The following is a 24,768-nucleotide window of genomic DNA, read 5'->3' on the forward strand; positions in this document are numbered from 1 at the left end:
AGGCCGATAAACACAACAAAAGGGCCACTCGGATGACGGGATCCCCTTCGTAAGGCAGGCCGTACTTACCTGGTCAGAGGCCAGGTAAGTACGGCCTGGCTTGCTGGCGGGGGATCCTTTTCGTGCGTACTTTCGGTGGTGTTGAGCGGGGGTGGGCGAGCAGAACCCGCTGCTGGAGAAGGGGAGAGCTGTGTCCATCATCGAGACCGACGCCGTACTGCACGAGGCGCACCGCGACAACCACACCCACCGTGATGTGAACGGCGGCTGGCTGCGTCCGGCGGTCTTCGGCGCGATGGACGGGCTGGTCTCGAACCTGGCGCTGATGACCGGCGTCGCGGGTGGCTCGGTCTCCCAGCAGACGCTTGTGATCACCGGCCTGGCGGGTCTGGCCGCCGGTGCCTTCTCGATGGCGGCCGGCGAATACACCTCCGTGGCTTCGCAGCGCGAGCTCGTCGAGGCCGAACTCGACGTCGAGCGGCGCGAGTTGCGCAAGCACCCGATGGACGAGATGGAAGAGCTCGCCGCGCTCTACGAGTCCCGCGGCGTCGACCCCGGGCTCGCCCGCGAGGTCGCCCAGCAGTTGTCCCGCGACCCCGATCAGGCCCTGGAGATACACGCCCGCGAGGAGCTCGGCATCGACCCGGGCGATCTGCCCTCGCCGCTCGTCGCCGCCGTCTCGTCGTTCGGCGCCTTCGCGATGGGCGCGCTGCTGCCCGTACTGCCGTATCTGCTCGGTGCGAGCGCGATGTGGCCCGCGGTGCTGCTCGCGCTGATCGGCCTCTTCGGCTGCGGGGCGGTGGTGGCGAGGGTGACGGCCCGCAGCTGGTGGTTCAGCGGGCTGCGGCAGCTGGTGCTCGGCGGGTCGGCCGCCGCGATCACGTACGGCCTGGGCACCTTGTTCGGTGTGGCCGTCGGCGGCTGATCGCGCCCGCGCCACCCGCACAATCCGCCTGCAGGCAATCTGCCTGCAATCCGTGTGACGTACGTCTTGGGTTCCGCCTCTGGGCGGAACCACCCCAACGGACGTAAAATGAGTCTCTATACAGTGCTGCACATAAGTAGCCGTTACTCGGCGGTTTCGTTTCGTTTACCACTGGGCATGAGCCGTAGACACCGCAGGCAACGACGCCTGCTCTCTGTGGTCCCCCGGGCGCCGATCCTCCGACTGCGACCCGCTCCATCGCTCCATGCGGTGTCCGCATGTTGGAACGGGCTATCCGCTTCTTGAGAAGCGGCCCATCATGTAACCTGCACGAAATTTCGCAGAGGGCCAACGTCGTCCCTCGGCACTGCATATGCCACGACGACGACGGGAGAGCCAATGCGTTCCGACGCCTGGTCGCCCATGGACGGTCGCCCCGCCCAGCAGGGGATGTACGACCCCCGTAACGAGCACGACGCCTGTGGTGTCGGGTTCGTGGCCACTCTTACCGGTGTGGCCAGCCATGAGCTGGTCGAGCAGGCGCTGACCGTACTGCGCAACCTCGAGCACCGCGGCGCCACCGGATCCGAGCCCGACTCGGGCGACGGCGCCGGAATCCTGCTCCAGGTACCGGACGCCTTCCTCCGCGCAGAGGTCCCCTTCGACCTCCCGGAGGCCGGTGGCTACGCCGTCGGAATCGCCTTCCTGCCCGCGGACGACTCCACCGAGGCCGTCCAGAAGCTCGAGAAGATCGCCGCCGAGGAGGGCCTGAAGGTCCTCGGCTGGCGCGAGGTCCCGGTCAGCCCCGACCTCCTAGGCAGCGGCGCCCGCGCCACCATGCCCGAGTTCCGCCAGCTCTTCGTCGCGGACGGCGAGAACGCCGGCATCGCGCTCGACCGCAAGGCTTTCGTGCTGCGCAAGCGCGCCGAGCGTGAGGCCGGGGTGTACTTCCCCTCGCTCTCCGCCCGCACGATCGTCTACAAGGGCATGCTCACCACCGGGCAGCTGGAGCCGTTCTTCCCGGACCTCTCCGACCGCCGTCTCGCCACCACGGTCGCGCTGGTCCACTCGCGGTTCTCCACGAACACGTTCCCGAGCTGGCCGCTCGCCCACCCGTACCGCTTCGTCGCGCACAACGGCGAGATCAACACGGTCAAGGGCAACCGCAACTGGATGAAGGCCCGCGAGTCCCAGCTCGCGTCGAGCCTCTTCGGTACGGAGCAGCTGGACCGGATCTTCCCCGTCTGCACCCCGGACGCCTCCGACTCCGCCTCCTTCGACGAGGTCCTGGAACTGCTCCACCTCGGCGGCCGCTCGCTGCCGCACTCGGTGCTGATGATGGTCCCCGAGGCGTGGGAGAACCACGACTCGATGGACCCGGCCCGGCGCGCCTTCTACCAGTACCACTCCACGATGATGGAGCCCTGGGACGGCCCGGCCTGCGTCACCTTCACCGACGGCACCCAGGTCGGCGCGGTCCTCGACCGCAACGGTCTGCGCCCCGGCCGTTACTGGGTCACCGACGACGGCCTCGTCGTCCTCTCCTCCGAGGTCGGTGTCCTGGACATCGCCCCCGCGAAGGTCGTCCGCAAGGGCCGCCTCCAGCCCGGCAAGATGTTCCTCGTCGACACCGCCGAGGGACGCATCATCGAGGACGACGAGATCAAGGCGGGCCTCGCCGCCGAGCAGCCGTACCAGGAGTGGCTGGAGACCGGCGAGATCGAGCTGGAGGATCTCCCCGAGCGCGAGCACATCGTGCACACGCACGCCTCCGTCACCCGTCGCCAGCAGACCTTCGGCTACACCGAGGAAGAGCTCCGCGTCATCCTCGCGCCGATGGCCCGCACCGCCGGCGAGCCGCTCGGCTCCATGGGCACGGACTCGCCGATCGCGGCCCTGTCCGAGCGCCCCCGGCTGCTCTTCGACTACTTCACCCAGCTGTTCGCACAGGTCACCAACCCGCCGCTGGACGCCATCCGCGAGGAGCTCGTCACCTCGCTGCGCTCCACGCTGGGCCCGCAGGGCAACCTGCTGGAGCCGACCGCCGCGTCGTGCCGCAGCGTGACGCTGCCGTTCCCGGTGATCGACAACGACGAGCTGGCCAAGCTGATACACATCAATGCCGACGGCGACATGCCGGGCATGAAGGCCGCCACGCTCTCCGGTCTCTACCGGGTCAGCGGCAGCGGTGAGGCCCTCGCTGCCCGGATCGAGCAGATCTGTACCGAGGTCGACGCCGCCATAGAGGACGGCGCCCGCCTGATCGTCCTGTCCGACCGGCACTCCGACGCCGAGCACGCCCCGATCCCGTCGCTGCTGCTCACCTCGGCCGTCCACCACCACCTCATCCGTACCAAGCAGCGCACCCAGGTGGGTCTGCTGGTCGAGGCCGGGGACGTTCGCGAGGTCCACCACGTCGCGCTGCTGATCGGTTACGGCGCCGCCGCGGTCAACCCGTACCTGGCGATGGAGTCCGTCGAGGACCTGGTCCGGGCCGGCACGTTCATCGAGGGCATCGAGCCCGAGCAGGCCATCCGGAACCTGATCTACGCGCTCGGCAAGGGCGTCCTGAAGGTCATGTCCAAGATGGGCATCTCGACCGTCGCCTCCTACCGCGGCGCCCAGGTCTTCGAGGCCGTCGGCCTGGACGAGGCCTTCGTCGCGAAGTACTTCAACGGCACCGCGACCAAGATCGGCGGCGCCGGCCTCGACGTCGTCGCCAAGGAGGTCGCCGCCCGGCACGCCAAGGGCTACCCCGCCTCCGGTATCTCCGCCTCGCACCGCGCGCTGGAGATCGGTGGCGAGTACCAGTGGCGCCGCGAGGGCGAGCCGCACCTGTTCGACCCGGAGACGGTCTTCCGCCTCCAGCACGCGACCCGCAACCGCCGGTACGACATCTTCAAGAAGTACACGGACCGGGTGAACGAGCAGTCCGAGCGCCTGATGACGCTCCGCGGCCTGTTCGGCTTCAAGTCGGGCCGCGAGGCGATCCCGGTCGACGAGGTCGAGTCCGTCTCCGACATCGTCAAGCGGTTCTCCACCGGCGCCATGTCGTACGGCTCGATCTCCCGCGAGGCGCACGAGACCCTCGCCATCGCCATGAATCAGCTGGGCGGCAAGTCCAACACCGGTGAGGGCGGCGAGGACGCCGACCGGCTCTACGACCCGGCGCGCCGCTCGTCCATCAAGCAGGTCGCCTCCGGCCGCTTCGGTGTGACCAGCGAGTACCTGGTCAACGCGGACGACATCCAGATCAAGATGGCGCAGGGCGCCAAGCCCGGCGAGGGCGGCCAGCTGCCCGGCCACAAGGTCTACCCGTGGGTCGCCAAGACCCGGCACTCCACCCCGGGTGTCGGTCTGATCTCCCCGCCGCCGCACCACGACATCTACTCCATCGAGGACCTGGCTCAGCTGATCCACGACCTCAAGAACGCCAACCCCGCGGCCCGCATCCACGTGAAGCTGGTCTCCGAGGTCGGCGTCGGCACGGTCGCCGCGGGTGTCTCCAAGGCGCACGCGGACGTCGTCCTGATCTCCGGCCACGACGGCGGAACGGGCGCCTCGCCGCTCACCTCGCTGAAGCACGCGGGCGGCCCCTGGGAGCTCGGCCTCGCCGAGACCCAGCAGACCCTGCTGCTCAACGGCCTGCGCGACCGCATCGTCGTGCAGACCGACGGCCAGCTGAAGACCGGCCGCGACGTCGTCATCGCCGCGCTGCTGGGCGCCGAGGAGTTCGGTTTCGCGACCGCGCCGCTCGTCGTCTCCGGCTGCGTCATGATGCGCGTCTGCCACCTCGACACCTGCCCGGTCGGCATCGCCACCCAGAACCCGGTCCTGCGCGACCGGTTCTCCGGCAAGGCCGAGTACGTCGTCAACTTCTTCGAGTTCATCGCCCAGGAAGTCCGGGAGATCCTCGCCGAGCTCGGCTTCCGTACGATCGAAGAGGCCGTCGGCCACGCGGAGCTGCTGGACACCGACCGTGCGGTCACGCACTGGAAGGCGCAGGGCCTCGACCTGGAGCCCCTGTTCTACGTCCCGGAGCTGCCCGAGGGTGCGGTCCGCCACCAGCAGATCGAGCAGGACCACGGTCTCGCCAAGGCCCTCGACAACGAGCTGATCAAGCTCGCCGCAGACGCCCTGAACGCGGACAGCGCCGAGGACGCCCAGCCGGTCCGGGCCCAGATCGCGATCCGGAACATCAACCGGACCGTCGGCACCATGCTCGGCCACGAGGTGACGAAGAAGTTCGGCGGTGCCGGTCTGCCGCAGGACACCATCGACATCACCTTCACCGGCTCCGCCGGCCAGTCGTTCGGCGCGTTCGTGCCGAGCGGTGTGACGCTGCGCCTGGAGGGCGACGCCAACGACTACGTCGGCAAGGGCCTCTCCGGCGGTCGCGTCATCGTCCGCCCGGACCGCGGCGCCGACCACCTCGCCGAGTACTCCACCATCGCGGGCAACACCATCGCCTACGGCGCGACCGGCGGCGAGCTGTTCCTCCGCGGCCGCACCGGTGAGCGGTTCTGCGTCCGCAACTCCGGCGCGACCGTCGTCTCGGAAGGCGTGGGCGACCACGGCTGCGAGTACATGACCGGTGGTCACGCCGTCGTCCTCGGCGAGACCGGACGCAACTTCGCCGCCGGTATGTCGGGCGGTGTCGCGTACGTCGTCGACCTGGACCGCGACAACGTCAACGTCGGCAACCTCGGTGCGATCGAGGAACTCTCCGACACCGACAAGCAGTGGCTGCACGACGTCGTGCGCCGCCACCAGGAGGAGACGGGCTCCACCGTCGCCGAGAAGCTGCTTGCCGAGTGGGACAGCGCCGACGGCGGTGTCTCCCGCTTCAGCAAGATCATCCCGTCCACCTACAAGGCAGTGCTCGCCGCCAAGGACGCCGCTGAGCTCGCCGGTCTCTCCGAGCAGGAGACCACCGAGAAGATGATGGAGGCGGCGACCAATGGCTGACCCCAAGGGCTTCCTGACCACCGGGCGCGAGGCCGCCAAGACCCGCCCCGTGGGCGAGCGCGTCAAGGACTGGAACGAGGTCTACGTTCCGGGCTCGCTGCTGCCGATCATCAGCAAGCAGGCCGGCCGCTGCATGGACTGCGGCATCCCGTTCTGCCACAACGGCTGTCCGCTGGGGAACCTCATCCCCGAGTGGAACGACTACGCCTACCGCGAGGACTGGACGGCCGCGTCCGAGCGCCTGCACGCGACGAACAACTTCCCGGAGTTCACCGGCCGCCTGTGCCCCGCTCCGTGCGAGTCGGCGTGTGTCCTCGGCATCAACCAGCCGGCCGTCACCATCAAGAACGTCGAAGTCTCGATCATCGACAAGGCGTGGGACAGCGGCGACGTCACTCCGCAGCCCCCCGAGCGCCTGTCCGGCAAGACCGTCGCGGTCATCGGCTCGGGCCCGGCGGGTCTCGCCGCCGCCCAGCAGCTGACCCGGGCCGGTCACACGGTCGCCGTCTATGAGCGTGCGGACCGCATCGGAGGCCTTCTCCGGTACGGCATCCCCGAGTTCAAGATGGAGAAGTCGCACATCAACCGCCGCATCGAGCAGATGCGAGCGGAAGGCACCAAGTTCCGTACGGAGGTGGAGATCGGCAAGGACCTCGATGCCGCCAAGCTCCGCCGCCGGTACGACGCGGTCGTCATCGCCGCCGGTGCCACCGTCTCCCGCGACCTGCCCGTCCCGGGCCGTGAGCTGAACGGCGTGCACTTCGCGATGGAGTACCTGCCGCTCGCCAACAAGGTGCAGGAGGGCGACCTGACGGTCTCCCCGATCTCCGCCGAGGGCAAGCACGTCGTCGTCATCGGCGGCGGCGACACCGGCGCCGACTGCGTCGGTACCGCCCACCGGCAGGGCGCGGCCTCCGTCACCCAGCTGGAGATCATGCCGAAGCCGGGCGAGGAGCGGAACACCAACCAGCCCTGGCCGACCTTCCCGATGCTGTACAAGGTCACCTCGGCGCACGAGGAGGGCGGCGAGCGGGTCTACTCCGTCTCCACCACCCACTTCGAGGGCGACGAGGACGGCAACGTCCAGGCGCTGCACCTCGTCGAGGTGGAGTTCAAGGACGGCAAGCTGGAGCAGAAGCCCGGCACCGAGCGGCGGATCCCGGCGCAGCTGGTCACGCTCGCCATGGGCTTCACCGGTACCGACCAGTCCAACGGCCTCGTCCAGCAGTTCGGTGTGGAGCTCGACGAGCGCGGCAATGTCGCGCGCGACGCGGACTACGCCACCAACGTCGAAGGTGTCTTCGTCGCCGGTGACGCGGGCCGCGGCCAGTCCCTCATCGTGTGGGCCATCGCCGAGGGCCGCTCCGCGGCGCGTGGTGTGGACCGCTTCCTGACCGGGGCCAGCGCACTGCCGGCCCCGATCCGCCCGACGGACCGTTCCCTGACGGTCTGAGCACCACCAGCAGTACCAACAACAGACGTCCCGTACAACGGCGTACGGAACTGAACGCGGCGCCTGCCCGTCCCCGACCGGACGATTCGGCAGGCGCCGTGGCGCGTCCGGGGACGCCCCGTACCGGCGGGCCGGACGGCTCAGGCCACTGCCCCACCGGTCAGCTGTGATGTCTTGAGCGCCACCAGGGCGACCAGCAGCGCGAACAGCACCGCACACCCGGCGATCTGCACGGCGGTACGGTGCTTCGCCGGCGCGTAGGCGAGCACGGCCATGACGATGCCGCCCGTGAGAAGGCCGCCCAGATGCCCCTGCCACGACGTGAACCGTGCGGAGATCAGCATCCAGATCAGGAACCCGGCCAGGAACCGGTTGACTGCCTGCATGTCCCGTCCGAGCCGCCGGTTGATGACGTAGAAGGCCGCCGCGAGCCCGAAGATCGCCCCTGATGCGCCCACCGCGGTGTCGCCCGGCGCAATCAGGTACACCAGCACCGAACCGCCCAGCGCGGACAGCAGATACAGCGCGAGAAAGCGCCCTCGGCCGAGCTGCTCCTCGACGACCCGGCCCAGATTCCACAGCCCGTACATGTTGAAGAGGATGTGCAGCACCCCGAAGGGCAGGGAACCGAACGACGACTCGCCCGGCGGAAGATGCAGGAATGCCCCGGTCAGCAGCCGGTACCACTCGCCGTCCACCACACCGACCGCGTCGAACCCGGGGATGTCGCCGCTCTCGTACACGTACTGACTGCCGTCGGAACCGTTCAGACCCGCGCCGAGCATCCCGAACCGGTCGACGATATCCGGACGGATCAGCTCGCCCAGATACGCCAGTATGTTCAGGCCCATCAGTACGTACGTCACGACGGGCACCGCCGTCCTCGACACCGCGCCGCCGAAGACCGTGCGGGCCTGCCGGACCGAGCGCTGTCCCTCCTTCACACACTCCACGCAGTGGTGGCCGACAGCGGCTTCCCGCATGCAGTCGGGGCAGATGTAGCGGTCGCAGCGGGTACAGCGCACATACGTCTCGTACGACGGATGGCGGTAGCACGTGGTGACGGCGGCCTCCATGGCCGGCTCCTTCACTGGTGGGCGGTCACGAGGGCCGGTGGGGCGGCGGCGATCAAGATAGCGAACGCCGCCCGCCCGGGGCATACCCGGGTGGCTTACGCTCGGGGTTATGAGACGTTGAGGAACGAAGAATCTGCCTCTCCTGACGAGGGAACCGCTGGCCCCAGCCGGTGGGGGAATCACTTCCCTGGTTTGTGGTAGTTTCCGGATATCCTGCAAGGGATCGGTTAGGGCTGGACCGCAACCTTCGGGTTGGAAGCCCCCCTCCTTGCAGGTGGGGGAGCGGAGTCACGAAGGAGTACTACGAGGATGTGGCCAGCAGCATCCGGGCCCTGGTGACCGGGTGCTGGGTCTTTCGGTGCACCTGGACGACGACGGCCGCGTACCGGTCGTCTTCTTCTCCACGGACATCGACGCCGTCACCGACATAGCCCTGGACAACCTCCGCGGCCGGGTCGATGCGATCGTGGCGGGCCTGGGGCACATGGGGAAGACCAGCTATCACCTGGCCATGGACGCCGTCATCGACTGCTACGTCGACAGCGGCTCCATTGCGCCCGCGTTCGTCGTCTTTCAGACGGACGGCGGCCCGATCAACAAGCTCGCGGCGGAACGCTATCTGTCCAAGGCGGCGAAGCTGCCGATGTTCTGGCAGTTCATCGGCTTCGGCAACAAGCGCAGTTCGCAGTTCAACTTCCTGCACAAGCTCGACGAACTGGCCGTTCCCGCACAGCGTCCCGTCGACAACGCAGGCTTCTTCCACGCCGGACTCGACCCGCGGCAGGTCCCGGACGCCGATCTGTACGACCGGCTCGTCGCCGAATTCCCGCACTGGCTGGCCGCGGCCCGAGCACAGAGGATCGTCAAGTGACGCTACGAGTACTGAGGGCGGCCGACCGCACGGCCGTGCCCTGGAAGAACGGCGGGGGAGTCACCCGGGAGATCGCCGCGTCCCCCGAGGGCGCACCGCTGGACGACTTCGACTGGCGGGTCAGCCTCGCCGATGTGTCCGCGGACGGGCCGTTCTCCTCGTTCCCGGGCGTCGACCGCACGCTGACCGTGGTCGAGGGCGCCGGGATGGATCTGATGGTGGGCGGCGAACACCACATCGTCGACGAGCAGTACTGGCCGCACGACTTCCCCGGAGAGCTGGAGACGGACGGCCGGCTGCTCGGCGGTCCGGTCGTGAACCTCAATGTGATGTACCGCAGGGAACGTACGACGGCGGAGGTCGCGGTCGTACGCGGCACCCTCCGGCTGCTGGCGCCGCAGAGCGGTACGGTCCTGGCCGTCGCGCTGGAGGACGGTGCGGTGCTCGACGGCCACGACATCGAACTCGACTGCTACGACGCGGTGGTGGCCGACAGCGCATCGCCCGGAGTGCTACGGACCCAGGGCTGGGCGCTCCTGGTCACGCTGTCCGTCAGGTAGCTGCGGTCACGCGCCGGGAACCCGGTAGCGGTGCGCCTTCGACATCTTCGGCGGTCCGGACGTCATGGGCAGGCCCAGCTTCTCGGCGACCGGCAGCATCACGCTGCCGAACTTCTCCGCGGCCTCCGGGGACTCCCACAGGTCGAAGAGCTCCACGCCCGAATCGGTCACTGTGCAGACCTGCGACAGGCAGCCGGCGAAGGGGTCTCCGGGCAGTGCCTGAAGTTCCCTCTGGAGAGCGTCGTACTGGTCGGCCGTGACGCCCGACAGAGTGGCATGCACCAAGATCGCCATCGTCAATCACCTCGGGTTCACGGGATCAGTCCCTCCCCGCCGCCACGCTGACGGCCAGGCGCCTCGTACAGCAGAACACGATCGACCCGGGACGGCATCCGATCGGGTGGCCGCCCGGAAAACCGGACAGTAGATGTCGGGTTTCAAGGGTTCGATGGAGTCATGACATCGACTTCCTGGGCAGCGTTCCAGTCGGCGGAGCCGGACTTCGCCGAGACCGTTCAGGCCCGCTTCGGGCTGTACAAGCACCACGTCCTGGCCACCCTTCGCAAGGACGGATCGCCGCGTGTGACCGGGCTGGAGGTGGACTTCCGCTTCGGTGAGCTGTGGCTCGGCATGATGCCGAACTCGCGCAAGGCACTGGACCTGCGGCGTGATCCCCGGTTCGCGGTGCAGGCCAACCCGGGACCGGACGACACGATGGCCGACGCCGACGTCCGGATCTCCGGCCGCGCGGTGGAGGAGACCGACCCCGACGTCCTGGCCCGCTTCGTCGAGGAGGCAAAGCCACCGGAGCCGTTCCACCTGTTCCGCACGGAACTGACGGAGGTGGTCCGCACGGGGTTGAAGGGCGAGGAACTGATCGTCCAGACCTGGCGCCCGGGCACCCCACTGCGCACGTTCCACCGCGGAAATGACGACAGCACCCCGCGCGAGGCAATCTGAGGCGACCGGGCCGGCCCGGGCCGCCGGCCCGGGCCACGTCAAGTCCGGCAGGCGGGAGAATCAAGCCCGTCGAGAGGGTCCCATGCCTTCGGACCTCGGACCATGGCGGGACATCAAGGGCAGAGCGGCCACCGGGCGCCCCCGGTCACCAGCCGCCCCCGGCAATCCCCCCGCACCCCCCAGGCATCCCGCAACGGCCCCGCCTTCCGTACCCACACCGACAGATCCAGCTCCTCCGTATACCCCACCGCCCCATGCAGCTGCAGCGCCGCCCGCGCCGCCGCGTACGCCGCTTCGCCCGCCACGACCTTCGCCGCCGCCACATCGGCTCCCGCGCGCGGCGACCCTTCGGCGAGCGCCGCCGCAGCCCCGTACAGCAGCGGGCGGGCGAACTCCAGGCCGATCAGCGTGTCCGCCAACCGATGCTTGACCGCCTGGAACGATCCGATCGCCACCCCGAACTGGGTGCGCTGCTTCACGTACGCGACCGTGGCCCGCAGCAGCGCCTCGCCCGTCCCGAGCGCCTGCGCCGCCGTGGCGAACGCCGCCCAGTCCGCCGCCGCGCCGGCCGCCTCCACCACCCGCGGCCCCGAGGCGAGCACCTGCCCGCCGGGCTCGACCCGGAACAGCCTCCGTGCCGGATCGGACGAAGCGCGGAGCGGGCCGTGTCCGGACGCGAGCCGCAGCTCGTCCCCGGACACCGCGAAGACCGCGTCCACGGCGTCCGCGTCCAGCGCGAACGCCCCGTCGTCGAGCAGGAGCGTCGCCGACACCGCCCCCGACGCCATCCGGGGCAGCCACTCCTTCGCCACCGGACTGCCCACCCCGCTCAGCAGTACCCCCGCCGCCACCGTCTCCACCACCGGCCCCGGCACCGCGTGCCGCCCCAGCTCCAGGAAGGCCACCGCGAGTTCCACCGGAAGCGGTCCGACACCCTCGTACGCCTCCGGTATCGCGAGCGCGAACACCCCCGCCTCCGCGAGCCGCGTCCACAGGGCCCGCCCCGGTCCGTGGTCCCCGGCGCCCCACGCCCGGACGGTCGCCGGCGTCTTCGCGGCCGACAGCATCGCGTCCAGCGAGCGGGCGAAATCCCGCTGCTCGTCGTCGAGGAGGAATCGCATCAGCGCCGTCCCTTCGGCAGGCCGAGCAGCCGCTCGGCGATGATGTCCCGCTGGATCTCGTTCGTGCCGGCGTAGATCGGGCCCGCGAGGGAGAAGACGTATCCCTGCGCCCACTCGCCCTCCGCGAGTTCGCCGTCCGGGCCGAGCAGATCGAGTGCCGTCTCGTGCAGCGCGATGTCGTACTCCGACCAGAACACCTTGTTCAGACTCGACTCGGCGCCGGTGCCCCCCGCTTCCGGCGCCGTTCGAGCGGGCGGACCCCCTTCGCCCGCCGCGAAGCGCGACGCATGGGCGTACGTGAACAGCTGGTACGCGCGCGCCCCGATCACCGCGTCCGCGACCCGGTCCCGCATCGCCGTGTCCGACGGGTCGCCCTGGGTACGCCACAGCTCGGCCAGCCGGTCCGCGGCGGCCAGGAAGCGGCCGGGGGAGCGAAGCGTCAGCCCGCGCTCGTCGCCCGTGGCCGACATGGCGATACGCCAGCCCTGGCCCGGCTCGCCGATGATGTCCTCGTCCGGTACGAACACCTCGTCCAGGAAGAGTTCGGCGAAGGCCGGCTTGCCGTCGAGCCGTCCGATCGGCCGGACGGACACCCCCGGCGCCGACAGGTCGAACATCAGATACGTCAGCCCGTGGTGCGGCTTCGCGGCCTCGGGGTCCGTACGGAAGATCCCGAACGCCCGGTCCGCGAACGCGGCCCGTGACGACCAGGTCTTCTGCCCCGACAGCAGCCAGCCGCCGTCCGTGCGCACCGCGCGCGACCGCAGCGACGCCAGGTCCGAGCCCGACTCCGGCTCGGACCAGGCCTGCGCCCAGATCACCTCGCCACTGGCCATCGGCGGCAGGAGCCGGGCCCGCTGCTCGTCCGTCGCGTGGTCGAAGAGAGTCGGGGCGAGCAGGTTGATGCCGTTCTGCGAGACCCGGCCGGGGCCGCCCGCCGCGTAGTACTCCTCCTCGAAGATCAGCCACTTGAAGATGTCGGCGCCCCGGCCGCCGTAGGCGGACGGCCAGGAGACGACCGACCAGCGGTCCGCGTACAGCCGCGCCTCCCACTCCCTGTGCGCGGCGAAACCCTCCGCGGTCTCCAGGGAGGGCAGCGGTTCGGCGGGCACATGGGCCCGGAGCCACTGCCGGGCCTCGGCCCGGAACGCGTCCTGATCGGGGGTGAAGGTCAGATCCATCGGACGCCCGCCCTCTCTGTCGTCATCGGGCCGATTCTTCCCTAACAAGTGTTTGGTAGGTTAACGTACGGGCACGAGGCCGTCGAGGAGCCGGGAACCCGAGGAGGCAGGGGCGTGAGCGCACCGCAGTACATACCGGGACACCGGCTGCTGACCGGCCGCACCGCCGTCATCACTGCGGCGGCCGGCGCCGGGATCGGCGGCGCCACCGCCCGCAAATTCCTGGAGGAAGGCGCCCGCATCGTCATCGGCGACGCCCACGCCCGCCGGCTCAAGGAGACCGAGCAGGCGCTCGCCGAGGAGTTCGGCGCCGCAAACGTCACCTCACTGCCCTGCGACGTCACCGACGAGACCCAGGTCCAGGCCCTCTTCACCCACGCCGAACAGGCCCACGGCAGCCTCGACATCGTCGTCAACAACGCCGGACTCGGCGGTACCGCCGAGCTCACCGAGATGACCGACGCACAGTGGTCCAAGGTCCTCGACGTCACCCTGAACGGCACCTTCCGCTGCACCCGCGCCGCCCTGCGCTCCCTCAGGTCCGCGGGCCGCGGCGGTGTCGTCGTCAACAACGCCTCGGTCGTCGGCTGGCGTGCCCAGACCGGCCAGGCCCACTACGCGGCCGCGAAGGCGGGCGTCATGGCGCTCACCCGGTGCGCCGCCGTCGAGGCCGCCGCATACGGCGTACGGGTCAACGCCGTCGCTCCCAGCCTCGCCATGCACCCGCACCTGGTGAAGGTCACCTCCGCCGATCTCCTCGACGAACTGACCGGCAAGGAGGCCTTCGGCCGGTATGCCGAACCGTGGGAGATCGCCAACGTCATCGTCTTCCTGGCCAGCGGCTACTCCTCGTACATGACGGGCGAAGTGGTCCCCGTCAGCAGCCAACGTGCCTGACCGGACGCCCGCCGGTGCGTCCGCAGGGGGCAGCGCGCGGGCGGAGAATGGGCGGGTGCCTACCAAGAAGAAGCCCCAGGTGACCCCTTCGCCCGAGCGGCGCCGGGAACTGCTCGACACCGCCGCCGAGGTCTTCGCCGCGCAGGGATACAACGCCACCACCGTCCGCAGGATCGCGGACGAGGCGGGCATGCTCGCGGGCAGCCTCTACTACCACTTCGATTCCAAGGAATCGATGATCGACGAGATCCTCTCGACCTTCCTCACCGAACTCTGGGCGGGGTATGACGCGGTGCTCGCCGCCGGCCTCGGCCCCCGCGAGACGATCGAGGCCCTCGTCACCGAGTCCTTCCGGGAGATCGACCGGCACCGCGCAGCCGTCGCCATCTACCAGAAGGAGTCCAAGCACCTCGCCACCCAGCCGCGCTTCGCCTATCTCGTCGACTCCCAGCAGAAGTTCGAGAAGGCCTGGCTCGGCACGCTGGAGCGCGGCGTCGCCGCCGAGGTCTTCCGCGCCGACCTCGACATCCGGCTCACGTACCGGTTCGTCCGCGACACCGTCTGGGTCGCGGCCTCCTGGTACCGGCCGGGCGGACAGCACAGCCCCGAGGAGATCGCCCGCCAGTACCTCTCGATGGTCCTGGACGGCATCGCCCTCGACACCTGACCCCACCCGAGCTCACCGAGGAGCAGCAGCCATGGCCGAGGCCTACATCGTCGAAGCGGTCCGCACCCCCGTCGGCCGCCGCAGGGGTGGCCTCGGTGCCGTCCACCCCGCCGACCTCGGCGCTCATGTTCTGCGGGCCCTCGTCGAACGCACCGGCATCGACCCGGCGGCCGTCGAGGACGTCGTCTTCGGCTGCCTCGACACCGTCGGACCGCAGGCCGGTGACATCGCCCGGACCTGCTGGCTGGCCGCCGGACTGCCCGAAGAGGTCCCTGGCGTCACCATCGACCGCCAGTGCGGCTCCTCGCAGCAGGCCGTCCACTTCGCCGCCCAGGGCGTCCTCTCCGGCACCCAGGACCTGGTCGTGGCGGGCGGCACCCAGAACATGACGCAGATCCCGATCGCCTTCGCCTCCCGTCAGGCCGCCGAACCCCTCGGCCTCACCGAAGGCCCGTACGCGGGCAGCGAGGGCTGGCGCGCCCGGTACGGGGACCAGCCGGTCAACCAGTTCCACGGCGCCCAGCTGATCGCCGAGAAGTGGGGCATCAGCCGTCGCGACATGGAGGAGTTCGCGCTCCGCTCCCACCGGCGGGCGATCCGCGCCGTCGACGAGGGCCGCTTCGCCCGCGAGACCGTCGCGTACGCGGACGTCACCGTCGACGAGGGGCCGCGCCGCGACACCACCCTGGAGAAGATGGCCGCACTCCCGCCGGTCCTGGACGGTGGCACGATCACCGCCGCCTGCTCCTCCCAGGTCTCCGACGGGGCCGCAGCGATGCTCATCGCCTCCGAACGCGCCGTCGCCGAACACGGCCTCACCCCGCGCGCCCGCATCCACCACCTCTCGGTACGCGGCGAGGACCCCATCCGGATGCTGTCGGCTCCCATCCCGGCCACCGCGTACGCGCTGAAGAAGGCCGGCATGACCATCGACGACATCGACCTGGTCGAGATCAACGAGGCGTTCGCACCGGTGGTGCTGGCCTGGCTGAAGGAGACCGGCGCCGACCCGGACAAGGTCAACGTCAACGGCGGGGCGATCGCGCTCGGTCACCCACTCGGCGCCACCGGCACTCGACTGATGACGACGCTGCTGCACGAGCTGGAGCGCACGGGCGGCCGCTACGGTCTGCAGACCATGTGCGAGGGCGGCGGACAGGCGAACGTGACGATCATCGAAAGGCTCTGAGCCGGGCGCGCCAAGGCTCCCGGGCGACCGCGACGCGCGGCGGTGGGGCGGATCACACCGCGGATCTGCAGAACGTGCTACGGTTGCCGAGTTGCAGTTTTGGTACCCATGAACTTTATGTGCGCCTGACGGGAATGCTTCCTCAGGCGCATTATTGTTTTCCGGCTTTCTCCGGATGGGGCTCAATGCGGCGACTTGGAATTCGTAAAGTGCGGATTTCCGGCACTGCACCTCTTTAGGAGAATGACATGGCTACTGGAACCGTGAAGTGGTTCAACTCGGAAAAGGGCTTCGGCTTCATCGAGCAGGACGGCGGCGGCGCCGACGTCTTCGCCCACTACTCCAACATCGCCACCTCGGGCTTCCGTGAGCTCCAGGAGGGCCAGAAGGTCTCCTTCGACGTCACGCAGGGCCAGAAGGGCCCGCAGGCGGAGAACATCGTCCCGGCCTAATTGCCGCGACGCGCACCTCGCAGCCGGGGCCCGCACCGTGAAGGTGCGGGTCCCGGCTTGTGCTGTCCCGGGGATGCGCCGAAAGTCCCGGACAGTCCCCAGTAGTTCCCAGGAATCCCCAGGAGGGCAATTCCGTATGACCCGCTCCGAACGCCAGGACCGACCCGCCCGCACTCGCCCGTCGAGGGGGCGCGGCACGGCCCCGGCACAGGCAACCGCCAAGGGTTCCGGCAAGGGATCCGGCAAGGCGTCGCCCCGTCGCAGGGCCACGCCGCCGCAGGGTGAATTCGCCCTGCCCGAATCCATGACCCCCGCACTGCCCGCCGTCGAGGCGTTCGCCGAGCTGGACATGCCCGCCGCCCTGCTGAAGACCCTTGCCGCGCAGGGCGTCACCGACCCGTTCCCGATCCAGGGCGCCACCCTGCCGAACTCGCTCGCCGGCCGGGACATCCTCGGCCGCGGCCGCACCGGCTCCGGCAAGACCCTGGCTTTCGGTCTCGCGCTCCTCGCCCGCACCGCCGGCCGGCGGTCCGAGCCGCGCGCCCCGCTGGCGCTCGTCCTCGTCCCGACCCGCGAGCTCGCCCAGCAGGTGACCGACGCGCTGACGCCGTACGCGACGTCCGTGAACCTGCGCCTCGCCACCGTCGTCGGCGGCATGTCGATCACCAAGCAGTCCGGCACGCTGCGACGCGGCGCCGAGGTGCTCGTCGCCACGCCCGGCCGGCTGAAGGACCTCATCGAGCGCGGCGACTGCCGGCTCGACCAGGTCTCCATCACCGTCCTCGACGAGGCCGACCAGATGGCCGACATGGGCTTCATGCCGCAGGTCGTCGCGCTGCTCAAGCAGGTCGAGCCGGACGGTCAGCGGATGCTGTTCTCCGCGACCCTGGACAAGAACATCGACCGGCTGGTCAAGATGTTCCTGACCGACCCGGTCGTGCACTCGGTCGACCCGTCCGCGGGCGCCGTCACCACCATGGAGCACCACGTGCTGCATGTGGCCGACGAGACCGACAAGAAGGCCGTCGCCACCAGGATCGCCGCCCGCGAGGGCCGGGTGATCATGTTCGTGGACACCAAGCGGGCTGCCGACCGCTTCGCCAAGCGGCTGCTGGCCAGCGGTGTACGGGCTGCCGCCCTGCACGGCGGACGGTCCCAGCCGCAGCGCAACCGGACGCTCGACCAGTTCAAGAACGGCCAGGTCACCGCGCTCGTGGCGACCAACGTCGCGGCCCGTGGCATCCACGTCGACGACCTCGACCTGGTCGTGAACGTGGACCCGCCGACGGACCACAAGGACTACCTCCACCGCGGTGGGCGCACGGCGCGCGCCGGGGAGTCCGGCAGCGTCGTCACGCTGGTGCTGCCGGAGGAGAAGCGGGAGATGACCCGGCTGATGGCTGACGCGGGCATCGCTCCGCGGACCACCCGGATCAAGTCCAGCGACGAGGAACTCACCCGGATCACCGGGGCCCGTGAGCCGTCCGGCATCGCGATCGTGGTCGAGGTCCCCCAGCCGACGCAGCCGAAGCCGCGGACGCGGTCCGGCGGTGCGGGCGCCGGTACCGGCGGTGCGTTCCGCGCGGGCAGCCGGGGCCGCGGCCGTCGCGGCGGAGCCGGTGCCGGTTCCGGTTCCGGGTCCGGGTCCGCTCAGGGCGGCGGCGAGATGCGCTCGGGCGGTGCGGCTCGGTCCGGCGGTGGGGTTCGGGCCGGTGGCTCGGGACGCGGCAACGGTTCGGGCGCAGGCGCGGGGCGTGCGGGTGGCTCCGGGCGAAGCAATGGCAGTGCGGCCGCGCGAGGCCGCAGGGCGGCGTAGCAGCGTACGCGGTGCGGTGACAGGTCGACGACCGGGTCACCGCACCGGGGCGCTGCCCCGGACGCCGGTCTCAATCGCCGGACAGGCCTGATGTATCCGCCTGTCCGGCGAGCGAGGCCAATGCCTCCAACGCCCGCTGTGCCTCCTTCATCAACCGGCCCACCAGCTCCTCACAGCTCGGCAGGTCCTCGATGACGCCCGCCACCTGGCCCGACGCCATCACCCCCAGATCCGTCCGGCCGTCGACCATGGATGCCTTCAGCAGCATCGGGGTGTTGGCCGCCAGCAGCACCTGGCTCCAGGACAGATCCTTGCCGTGCCTCATCGCGAGGCCGTCGCGCACCATCCGGGACCAGCTGAGCCCCGAGATCCGCTTGAAACCCGCCGCCCGGCGCACCGCCTGGACCAGGGCCCTGGTGCGGCCCGCGTGCTCCAGCGCGGCGACCATCTCCGTACGCAGCATCCGGTGCGGCAGCCCGTCCACCGCCGTGGTGACCGTGACGTCCCTGACACCCGCCGCCAGATAGCGGGCCTTCACCGCGTCCGGGACCGTCGAGTCCGACGTCAGCAGGAACCGCGTGCCCATCGCGATGCCCGCCGCCCCGTACGCCAGCGCCGCGACCAGCCCGCGGCCGTCGTGGAAGCCTCCCGCCGCGATCACCGGGATGTCCACCGAGTCCACCACCTGCGGCAGCAGCACTGTCGTCGCCACCTCGCCCGTGTGCCCGCCGCCCTCGCCGCCCTGCACGATCACCGCGTCCGCGCCCCACGCCGCGACCTTCTCGGCATGACGCCGCGCGCCGACCGACGGCACGACGACCACCCCCGCGTCCTTCAGCTCGGAGATCAGTTCCTTCGACGGGGCCAGCGCGAACGACGCGACCTTCACGCCCTCGTCGACGACGATCCGTACGCGCTCGCGCGCGTCACCGGCGTCGGCGCGCAGATTGACCCCGAACGGCGCCTGCGTACGGGACTTGACCTCCCGTACCGCCGCGCGCAGCTGCTCCACGGTCATCGTCGCGGAAGCCAGAATGCCCAGCGCACCGGCCTCGGCGGTGGCGGAGACCAGCCGGGGCCCGGCGACCCAGCCCATGCCGGTCTGCACGATCGGGTACCGGACGCCGACCAGTTCGGTGAGGGGTGTGCGCATCGGATCCATCAGGTCCTGACCTCGCGGTCACGGGCGCCGTCCGGGTCGATGACGTCGCGGATCAGTCGGAGCTCCTCGAGGGTCGGCTCGCGGGTGTACGGGACGTCGTCCGCGATCGTCAGCGCGAAGCCGGTGGCCTCGCGGACCTGGTCCGCGGTGACGCCCGGGTGCAGCGAGGCAAGGCGCATCGAGCGGTCCGCGGTCGCGAAGTCGAGGACGCCGAGGTCGGTGACGACACGCGGGATGCGGTGGTAGCGGGTCGCCGACGGGCCGGCGGCCGCCGCACTGTCGTAACCGACCCCGCTGATCATGTCGACGCGCTCGACGAACACCCGGGGGGAATGCCTGGGGATCCAGTAACTGACCGGGTTGTTCAGGGTGTTGACGGGGGCGCCGCGTACGCCGAGCAGCTGGCGGGTGGGCTGTTCCCAGTCGCCGATGCAGGAGATGTTCTGGTTGCCGAACCGGTCGATCTGGCCGGCTCCCATCATCACGTGGCGCCTGCCGCCGGTGACCATGGTGAGGTGCAGGCGGTACGGCAGCCAGCCCTCGGGCGTGCCGTCGAGGCCGACGATCATCGCCTCGCCGTCGGTCAGCAGCAGTTCGGGCGAGAAGGTGCGCTTGGCGAGGCGGGCGCCGACGGACGGGATCAGGCCCATCGGGCTGGCGAGCACCTCGCCGTTGTCGCGCCAGGCGTCGGCGCAGGCGATCACGCAGTACTCGGCGCGGGTGACGGTCCGGGTACCGGGGGCCGTGGTCTCAGGGGTCGTCACTTCTGCTCCTCGTGCCAGGTCCGGACGGCCGATTGGTAGTTCTTCTCGCTGCCGTCCACGGGCAGGAACCGGGCGGTGAACGCCGCCCAGGCGGCCGGGTCGGCGGCCGCGGTGGCATACGCCTTCTGGAACGCCTCGTCGCGCGGGTAGTCGGGGGCGCAGGAGGTGAAGTGCGCGCCGTTCGGGGTCTCGACGACCCCGGTGACCGAGTGCCGCTTGACGAGCAGGGTCTGCGGGGCGGCCCGCGCGGTGAGTTCGGTCGTCTCGACGAGCCGTTCGCAGGAGACGTACGCGGTATCGGCGGCCTCGCAGAACAGGTCGTCGAAGTACGGGTCGGGCCCGAGGTACTGGCCGTTGCCGGCCCGGTCGGCGCGGTTCAGGTGGACCAGCGCCGCGTCCATCCGCAGGGCCGGCATCGCGACGAACTCCTCGCCGTCCGCGTACGGCGAACGCACCGTACGCAGACCGGGGTTGACCCGCATGACGTCCGATCCGATGCCGGCCCGGACGGGCAGGAACGGCAGCCGGTTCGCGGCGGCGTGCAGCCCCCACATGAACATCGCCTCGTCGACCTCCGTCAGTTCGAAGCAGCCGCGCTGGCGGGCCGCTCTGAAGTGCGGTTCGAGCGGGATCGAGTCGAGAGTGGCGAAGGCCGCGACCAGTTTGCGGATCCGGCCGGCGGCCGCGAGCAGGCCGACGTCGGGGCCGCCGTACGAGACCACGGTGAGATCGGTGATCCGGGACCGGAGCAGCGCACGCACCAGCGCCATCGGCTTGCGGCGTGAGCCCCAGCCGCCGATGCCGATCGTCATGCCGCTGCTGAGCCGGGAGACGACCTCGTCGACCGTCATGGTCTTGTCGGTCACCGTCATGCCTCCTTGCCGAAGGTGTCACGGACGCGGTCGGCGGCTCCGCTGAGGTTGGCCTCGAAGGTGAAGCCCTGCTCGAAGCGGTAGCTGCGGCGGACGTCCACCGGATCGATGCCGTTGATGGCGGCCTTGGCGAGCCGGATCAGATACCCGTCCTTCCGGGCGATCTCGCCCGCCAGCTCCAGCGCCGCTTCGTGGAGTTCGGCGCGCGGGACGACCCTCCAGACCGAACCGTGGGCGTGCAGCTCGGCGGCCGTGACGGTGCGTGAGGTGTAGTACAGCGCGCGCATCAGATGCTGCGGGACGAGCCGGGCGAGATGCGTCGCGGCGCCGAGTGCGCCCCGGTCCAGCTCGGGCAGGCCGAACGTCGCGTCGTCGCTCGCCACGATCGCGTCGGCGTTGCCGGCCAGTCCGATGCCGCCGCCGAGGCAGAAGCCGTGCACTGCGGCGACGACCGGCACCTCGCACTCGTACACCGCGGCGAATGCCTCGAAGCAGCCCCGGTTGGCGCCGATCAGGGTGTCGTGCCCGGAGTCGCGCTGCATCTCCTTGATGTCGACGCCCGCGTTGAACCCGCGCCCGGCGGCGGCCAGGACGACACAGCGGACCTCGGGGTCGCGGCCCGCCGCGCGGACTGCGTCCGCCAGGTCGTACCAGCCCTGCACGGGCAGGGCGTTGACGGGCGGGTGGTCGACGGTGACGACGGATACGCCCTTGACGGGGCTTGCGGTGGAGACACCCATGAGCGGATCAGCTACCTTTCCACCAAACATTTGTTAGGTGTGGAAGGTAGCAGCCTGCCCCCGCATCGCCAACAAGGAGATGTGAGATGACCGCAAGCAGCGACGGACACGGCACGGGGCTCTGCGCGGGCCGTGTGGTGATCGTGACGGGGGCCGGGCGGGGGCTCGGCCGGGCCCACGCCCTCGCGTTCGCCGCCGAGGGCGCGAAGGTCGTGGTCAACGACCTGGGTGTCGGACTCGACGGGGCCGGCGGGTCGTCCCCCGGACCGGCCCGGCAGGTGGTCGACGAAATCGAGGCGGCGGGCGGCGAGGCGGTGGCCCACGGCGGTGACATCGCGACCGGGGCGGGCGCGGCCTCGCTGATCGGGGCCGCGCTGGACACCTACGGGCGGCTGGACACCCTGGTCAACAACGCGGGCTTCCTGCGCGACCGGATGCTCGTCAACCTGGACGAGGACGACTGGGACGCCGTGATGCGCGTCCACCTCAGGGGTCACTTCCTCACGCTGAAACACGCGGCGGCGCACTGGCGGGCCGAGACCGGGGAGGGCCGCACCCCCGTCGCCCGGGTGATCAACACCAGCTCGGGTGCGGGGCTGCTCGGCAGCGTCGGCCAGGGCAACTACTCCGCCGCGAAAGCCGGGATCGTCGGCCTGACACTGGTCGCCGCGGCGGAGATGGGCCGGTACGGGGTCCAGGTCAACGCGATCGCTCCGGCGGCCCGCACCCGGATGACCGAGCGGACCTTCGCGGAGACGATGGCGGCGCCGGGGGAGGGGACGGGGGCGTTCGACGCGATGGCGCCCGAGAACGTGTCACCGCTGGTGGTGTGGCTGGGCTCGGCCGCGAGCGACGGGGTGACCGGAAGGGTCTTCGAAGCGGAGGCGGGCCGGATCACGGTGATGAACGGCTGGCGCCCGGGCCCTTCCGTGGACCGGGGCGCGCGGTGGGCGCCGGCGGAGGCGGGGGAGGCGACACGGAAACTGCTGGCGGAGGCGAGGGCGGGGCGGCCGGTGTACGGGGTGCGGTGACGGGCGGAAGGGTGCCCGGCAACGGTGGGAGAATCAGCCCCTCCGGCGATCGATGAGCGGGGGTCCGGGGCAGCGCACCCGGTTTCGGGAAGAGGTGAGTGGAGGACACCACCCGCCACGGGCGCGGCGCACCGACCTCACCGCCCAAGCTCACGTGTCGCAGTCCAGCACCGTGCGGCAGAGCCCACACCGCACCCGCACCCGCCCCCGCACCGCAACCCGGATCCGCTGAAGGCACGTCGGGCACGCGAACGAGACCCGCAGCCCGTCCGGTCCGTCCTCGAAGGCGTACGGAACACCGGAGGCAGGGGCCGCAGCCCCGCCCGGATGGTCCCGGGCGTACCGGCGGACCTTCGCGTAGCGCCGTCGGCCCGCCCAACCGGCCGCCACGAGCGGTGGCTGCCGGGCGTCCTGCTCCGCCCGCGCCCGCCCCGCTGCGAACGCCTCGTAGGCCTGCGGGCTGGTGAACCACGGTGAGGGATCCTCGTCGAAGGCGAACGCCCGCTTGGCCAGGACGTACCCGAACTCCTCCGGGGTGAGGTAGCCGAGTTTCTGGCTGGACGTGCCGTCCTCCCGGAACGCGTCGAGCAGCAGCCAGCCCGCGCCCAGATACGTCGTCGCGGTGTCGGTGAGGATCTCGTTGTCGCGCGTACCGGGAAACTCCAGGCCGAGCCGGTGCAGCAGCACATGCATGACCTCGTGCGAGAGCGCGGCGCCGATGTCCCTGCGGTGGGTACGGAAGCGGTCGTTGAGCTCGATGAAGTACTCGGGACCCGCCGCGAGTTCGACACTTCCCGCATGCTCCATCGCCCGGAACGCGACGATCATGCGGGCGTTCGGCAGATGCAGGTGCTGGACCATCGCCCGCGCCACCCGCTGCGCGCCGAGATGCAGATCGTCCTGGTCGGAGAAGGCCGCGTCGGCGGGCGCGAGGCTCGGGGCGTAACTGCGGACACCGTCGTACGACAGCCTCCGGTACAGCGCGGTGATCGCGGACCGGACGGTGTCGAGATGAGGGAAGCCGTGTACCACCGGACTGTCGTTTGTCACGTCCGCACCCCCTCCGTGACGCTCAACCGGCCTCCACTGTAAGCGGATGCGGGCCGATCGGTGGCGAGGACGGGGGCGAGGACCGTCCGCGACATTGGCCGAAAAGTGGACCTTGTGGGGTCGGTGATCGCTTCCCGATAATCCGGCCATGCCCTTGTCGGGTACATGACGACTTCGGGCACGTGCCGACCCGCCCCCACGCACCCCCCCCACGAAAGAAGGCACTTCGTTGAAGCAGCTTCTGCGCACCCTGAAGAGATGTTCCGTCATAGCCGCGGTGGTCCTCGCCGCCGTCAGCCTGCAGCCCGCCGGAGCGTCCGCCGCCCCGACGCCCGTCGTCGGCGGAACCCGCGCCGCCCAGGGTGAGTTCCCCTTCATGGTCCGGCTCTCCATGGGCTGTGGCGGTGCCCTCTACACCAAGAGCATCGTGCTCACCGCCGCACACTGCGTGAACGGCTCGGGCAACAACACCTCCATCACCGCCACGGCCGGCGTCGTCGACCTGCAGTCCGCCGGCGCCGTCAAGGTCAGGTCCACCAAGGTCCTGCAGGCCCCCGGCTACAACGGCATGGGCAAGGACTGGGCGCTGATCAAGCTCGCCAAGCCCATCGACCTGCCCACCCTGAAGATCGCCACCAGCACCACGTACAACAACGGCACCTTCACCATCGCCGGCTGGGGCGCCGCCACCGAGGGCGGCGGCCAGCAGCGCTACCTGCTGAAGGCCACCGTGCCGTTCGTCTCCGACGCCGACTGCCAGGACGCGTACGGCACCGACCTCGTCCCCGGCGACGAGATCTGCGCCGGGTACGTCGACACCGGCGGGGTGGACACCTGCCAGGGCGACTCCGGCGGCCCCATGTTCCGCAAGGACAACGCCGGAGCCTGGATCCAGGTGGGCATCGTCAGCTGGGGCCAGGGCTGCGCCGAGCCCGGCTACCCCGGTGTGTACAGCGAGGTCTCGACCTTCGCCGCCAACATAGCCTCCGCGGCAGCCACGCTCTGACGCCGCA

21 protein-coding genes and 1 pseudogene are annotated in these 24,768 nt (G+C 70.4%); 13 read left to right on the forward strand and 9 right to left on the reverse strand.

Translation table 11 applies throughout. The annotated features are described in order from the left end of the window. The first annotated feature begins 190 nt into the window (after positions 1-190). From OHA03_RS22940 to OHA03_RS22950, 3 genes are all read left to right on the forward strand, one after another. Complete coding sequence (locus tag OHA03_RS22940) at positions 191-925, forward strand: VIT1/CCC1 transporter family protein (protein WP_267005671.1); 735 nt, start codon at positions 191-193, stop codon at positions 923-925. A gap of 399 nt (positions 926-1,324) precedes the next feature. Next, entirely contained in the window at positions 1,325-5,893 is a 4,569-nt protein-coding gene (gltB, locus tag OHA03_RS22945; RefSeq protein ID WP_267005672.1) for a glutamate synthase large subunit, read from the forward strand. Beyond that, positions 5,886-7,346 carry a glutamate synthase subunit beta gene (locus OHA03_RS22950; protein WP_267005673.1) on the forward strand — a complete coding sequence of 487 codons (1,461 nt, stop codon included), beginning with the start codon at positions 5,886-5,888 and terminating at the stop codon, positions 7,344-7,346. The genes gltB and OHA03_RS22950 overlap by 8 nt, the downstream gene beginning before the upstream one ends. Positions 7,347-7,486: 140 nt before the next feature. On the opposite strand, the gene OHA03_RS22955 is transcribed toward OHA03_RS22950, so the two are convergent. Further along, positions 7,487-8,422 (reverse strand): rhomboid family intramembrane serine protease, encoded by a 936-nt coding sequence (locus OHA03_RS22955; protein ID WP_267005674.1) that lies wholly within the window; start codon positions 8,420-8,422, stop codon positions 7,487-7,489. Positions 8,423-8,703: 281 nt separating this feature from the next. On the opposite strand from OHA03_RS22955, the pseudogene OHA03_RS22960 reads away from it, so the two are divergent. Then, positions 8,704-9,293, forward strand: a pseudogene (locus OHA03_RS22960) (VWA domain-containing protein); the annotation flags it as partial. Continuing rightward, complete coding sequence (locus OHA03_RS22965; RefSeq protein WP_267005675.1) at positions 9,290-9,853, forward strand: HutD family protein; 564 nt, start codon at positions 9,290-9,292, stop codon at positions 9,851-9,853. The pseudogene OHA03_RS22960 and the gene OHA03_RS22965, both read left to right, overlap by 4 nt. Positions 9,854-9,859: 6 nt before the next feature. Here OHA03_RS22965 and OHA03_RS22970 read toward each other — a convergent pair whose 3' ends face one another. Further along, positions 9,860-10,147 carry a hypothetical protein gene (locus tag OHA03_RS22970; protein ID WP_267005676.1) on the reverse strand — a complete coding sequence of 96 codons (288 nt, stop codon included), beginning with the start codon at positions 10,145-10,147 and terminating at the stop codon, positions 9,860-9,862. 162 nt (positions 10,148-10,309) lie between these two features. Here OHA03_RS22970 and OHA03_RS22975 point away from each other — a divergent pair, with 162 nt between their 5' ends. Next, on the forward strand, positions 10,310-10,813 hold the full coding sequence (locus OHA03_RS22975; RefSeq protein WP_267005677.1) for a pyridoxamine 5'-phosphate oxidase family protein: 504 nt from the start codon (positions 10,310-10,312) through the stop codon (positions 10,811-10,813). Positions 10,814-10,926: 113 nt separating this feature from the next. Here OHA03_RS22975 and OHA03_RS22980 read toward each other — a convergent pair whose 3' ends face one another. Both OHA03_RS22980 and OHA03_RS22985 read right to left on the reverse strand, forming a co-directional pair. Then, positions 10,927-11,934, reverse strand: a complete 1,008-nt coding sequence (locus OHA03_RS22980) for an acyl-CoA dehydrogenase family protein (protein WP_267005678.1) — start codon at positions 11,932-11,934, stop codon at positions 10,927-10,929. After that, positions 11,934-13,115, reverse strand: coding sequence for an acyl-CoA dehydrogenase family protein (locus tag OHA03_RS22985; protein WP_267005679.1), 1,182 nt, complete (start codon positions 13,113-13,115; stop codon positions 11,934-11,936). Before OHA03_RS22985 ends, OHA03_RS22980 begins: the two co-directional genes overlap by 1 nt. A 114-nt stretch (positions 13,116-13,229) precedes the next feature. On the opposite strand from OHA03_RS22985, the gene OHA03_RS22990 reads away from it, so the two are divergent. From OHA03_RS22990 to OHA03_RS23010, 5 genes are all read left to right on the forward strand, one after another. After that, the gene (locus OHA03_RS22990) at positions 13,230-14,012 is read left to right on the forward strand and encodes an SDR family oxidoreductase (RefSeq protein WP_267005680.1); all 783 of its coding nucleotides are present in this window, start codon (positions 13,230-13,232) and stop codon (positions 14,010-14,012) included. A 55-nt stretch (positions 14,013-14,067) separates the two neighbouring features. Beyond that, positions 14,068-14,679, forward strand: coding sequence for a TetR/AcrR family transcriptional regulator (locus tag OHA03_RS22995; protein ID WP_267005681.1), 612 nt, complete (start codon positions 14,068-14,070; stop codon positions 14,677-14,679). Between the two features lie 31 nt (positions 14,680-14,710). Then, positions 14,711-15,868: an acetyl-CoA C-acetyltransferase gene (locus OHA03_RS23000; protein WP_267005682.1), complete on the forward strand. Its 1,158-nt coding sequence runs from the start codon at positions 14,711-14,713 to the stop codon at positions 15,866-15,868. 248 nt (positions 15,869-16,116) lie between these two features. Then, complete coding sequence (locus OHA03_RS23005) at positions 16,117-16,320, forward strand: cold-shock protein (RefSeq protein WP_003969786.1); 204 nt, start codon at positions 16,117-16,119, stop codon at positions 16,318-16,320. Positions 16,321-16,456: 136 nt separating this feature from the next. Further along, positions 16,457-18,136 (forward strand): DEAD/DEAH box helicase, encoded by a 1,680-nt coding sequence (locus OHA03_RS23010; RefSeq protein ID WP_267005683.1) that lies wholly within the window; start codon positions 16,457-16,459, stop codon positions 18,134-18,136. 70 nt (positions 18,137-18,206) lie between these two features. Here the strand turns inward: OHA03_RS23010 and OHA03_RS23015 are convergent, their stop codons facing one another. The 4 genes from OHA03_RS23015 to OHA03_RS23030 are packed head-to-tail and all read right to left on the reverse strand — an operon-like array spanning position 18,207 to position 21,674. Next, the gene (locus OHA03_RS23015; protein WP_267005684.1) at positions 18,207-19,289 is read right to left on the reverse strand and encodes a nitronate monooxygenase family protein; all 1,083 of its coding nucleotides are present in this window, start codon (positions 19,287-19,289) and stop codon (positions 18,207-18,209) included. An 8-nt stretch (positions 19,290-19,297) separates the two neighbouring features. Then, positions 19,298-20,062, reverse strand: coding sequence for a CoA-transferase subunit beta (locus tag OHA03_RS23020; RefSeq protein ID WP_267005685.1), 765 nt, complete (start codon positions 20,060-20,062; stop codon positions 19,298-19,300). Further along, on the reverse strand, positions 20,059-20,934 hold the full coding sequence (locus OHA03_RS23025; protein WP_267005686.1) for a CoA transferase subunit A: 876 nt from the start codon (positions 20,932-20,934) through the stop codon (positions 20,059-20,061). The genes OHA03_RS23020 and OHA03_RS23025 overlap by 4 nt, the downstream gene beginning before the upstream one ends. After that, positions 20,931-21,674 (reverse strand): enoyl-CoA hydratase family protein, encoded by a 744-nt coding sequence (locus tag OHA03_RS23030; protein WP_267005687.1) that lies wholly within the window; start codon positions 21,672-21,674, stop codon positions 20,931-20,933. Before OHA03_RS23030 ends, OHA03_RS23025 begins: the two co-directional genes overlap by 4 nt. A gap of 86 nt (positions 21,675-21,760) precedes the next feature. On the opposite strand from OHA03_RS23030, the gene OHA03_RS23035 reads away from it, so the two are divergent. Further along, positions 21,761-22,705 (forward strand): SDR family oxidoreductase, encoded by a 945-nt coding sequence (locus OHA03_RS23035; RefSeq protein WP_267005688.1) that lies wholly within the window; start codon positions 21,761-21,763, stop codon positions 22,703-22,705. A 150-nt stretch (positions 22,706-22,855) separates the two neighbouring features. Here the strand turns inward: OHA03_RS23035 and OHA03_RS23040 are convergent, their stop codons facing one another. Further along, positions 22,856-23,755: a hypothetical protein gene (locus OHA03_RS23040; RefSeq protein WP_267005689.1), complete on the reverse strand. Its 900-nt coding sequence runs from the start codon at positions 23,753-23,755 to the stop codon at positions 22,856-22,858. Between the two features lie 229 nt (positions 23,756-23,984). Here OHA03_RS23040 and OHA03_RS23045 point away from each other — a divergent pair, with 229 nt between their 5' ends. Further along, a complete protein-coding gene (locus OHA03_RS23045; RefSeq protein WP_267005690.1) occupies positions 23,985-24,761 on the forward strand; it encodes a serine protease in 777 nt (258 codons plus the stop codon). Positions 24,762-24,768: the final 7 nt, after the last annotated feature.

The organism is Streptomyces sp. NBC_00154 (genome assembly GCF_026342835.1).
In the GTDB taxonomy this organism is placed as follows: domain Bacteria; phylum Actinomycetota; class Actinomycetes; order Streptomycetales; family Streptomycetaceae; genus Streptomyces.

Excerpts from the sequence above, each read along its gene's own strand:
- OHA03_RS22955 (WP_267005674.1), bottom strand. The coding sequence starts at position 8,422 with ATGGAGGCCGCCGTCACCACGTGCTACCGCCATCCGTCGTACGAGACG.
- gltB (WP_267005672.1), top strand. The coding sequence starts at position 1,325 with ATGCGTTCCGACGCCTGGTCGCCCATGGACGGTCGCCCCGCCCAGCAG.
- OHA03_RS23035 (WP_267005688.1), top strand. The coding sequence starts at position 21,761 with ATGACCGCAAGCAGCGACGGACACGGCACGGGGCTCTGCGCGGGCCGT.
- OHA03_RS22950 (WP_267005673.1), top strand. The coding sequence starts at position 5,886 with ATGGCTGACCCCAAGGGCTTCCTGACCACCGGGCGCGAGGCCGCCAAG.
- OHA03_RS23015 (WP_267005684.1), bottom strand. The coding sequence starts at position 19,289 with ATGCGCACACCCCTCACCGAACTGGTCGGCGTCCGGTACCCGATCGTG.
- OHA03_RS22970 (WP_267005676.1), bottom strand. The coding sequence starts at position 10,147 with ATGGCGATCTTGGTGCATGCCACTCTGTCGGGCGTCACGGCCGACCAG.
- OHA03_RS23005 (WP_003969786.1), top strand. The coding sequence starts at position 16,117 with ATGGCTACTGGAACCGTGAAGTGGTTCAACTCGGAAAAGGGCTTCGGC.
- OHA03_RS23030 (WP_267005687.1), bottom strand. The coding sequence starts at position 21,674 with ATGGGTGTCTCCACCGCAAGCCCCGTCAAGGGCGTATCCGTCGTCACC.
- OHA03_RS23010 (WP_267005683.1), top strand. The coding sequence starts at position 16,457 with ATGACCCGCTCCGAACGCCAGGACCGACCCGCCCGCACTCGCCCGTCG.
- OHA03_RS23025 (WP_267005686.1), bottom strand. The coding sequence starts at position 20,934 with ATGACGGTGACCGACAAGACCATGACGGTCGACGAGGTCGTCTCCCGG.
- OHA03_RS22975 (WP_267005677.1), top strand. The coding sequence starts at position 10,310 with ATGACATCGACTTCCTGGGCAGCGTTCCAGTCGGCGGAGCCGGACTTC.
- OHA03_RS22980 (WP_267005678.1), bottom strand. The coding sequence starts at position 11,934 with ATGCGATTCCTCCTCGACGACGAGCAGCGGGATTTCGCCCGCTCGCTG.
- OHA03_RS23000 (WP_267005682.1), top strand. The coding sequence starts at position 14,711 with ATGGCCGAGGCCTACATCGTCGAAGCGGTCCGCACCCCCGTCGGCCGC.
- OHA03_RS22985 (WP_267005679.1), bottom strand. The coding sequence starts at position 13,115 with ATGGATCTGACCTTCACCCCCGATCAGGACGCGTTCCGGGCCGAGGCC.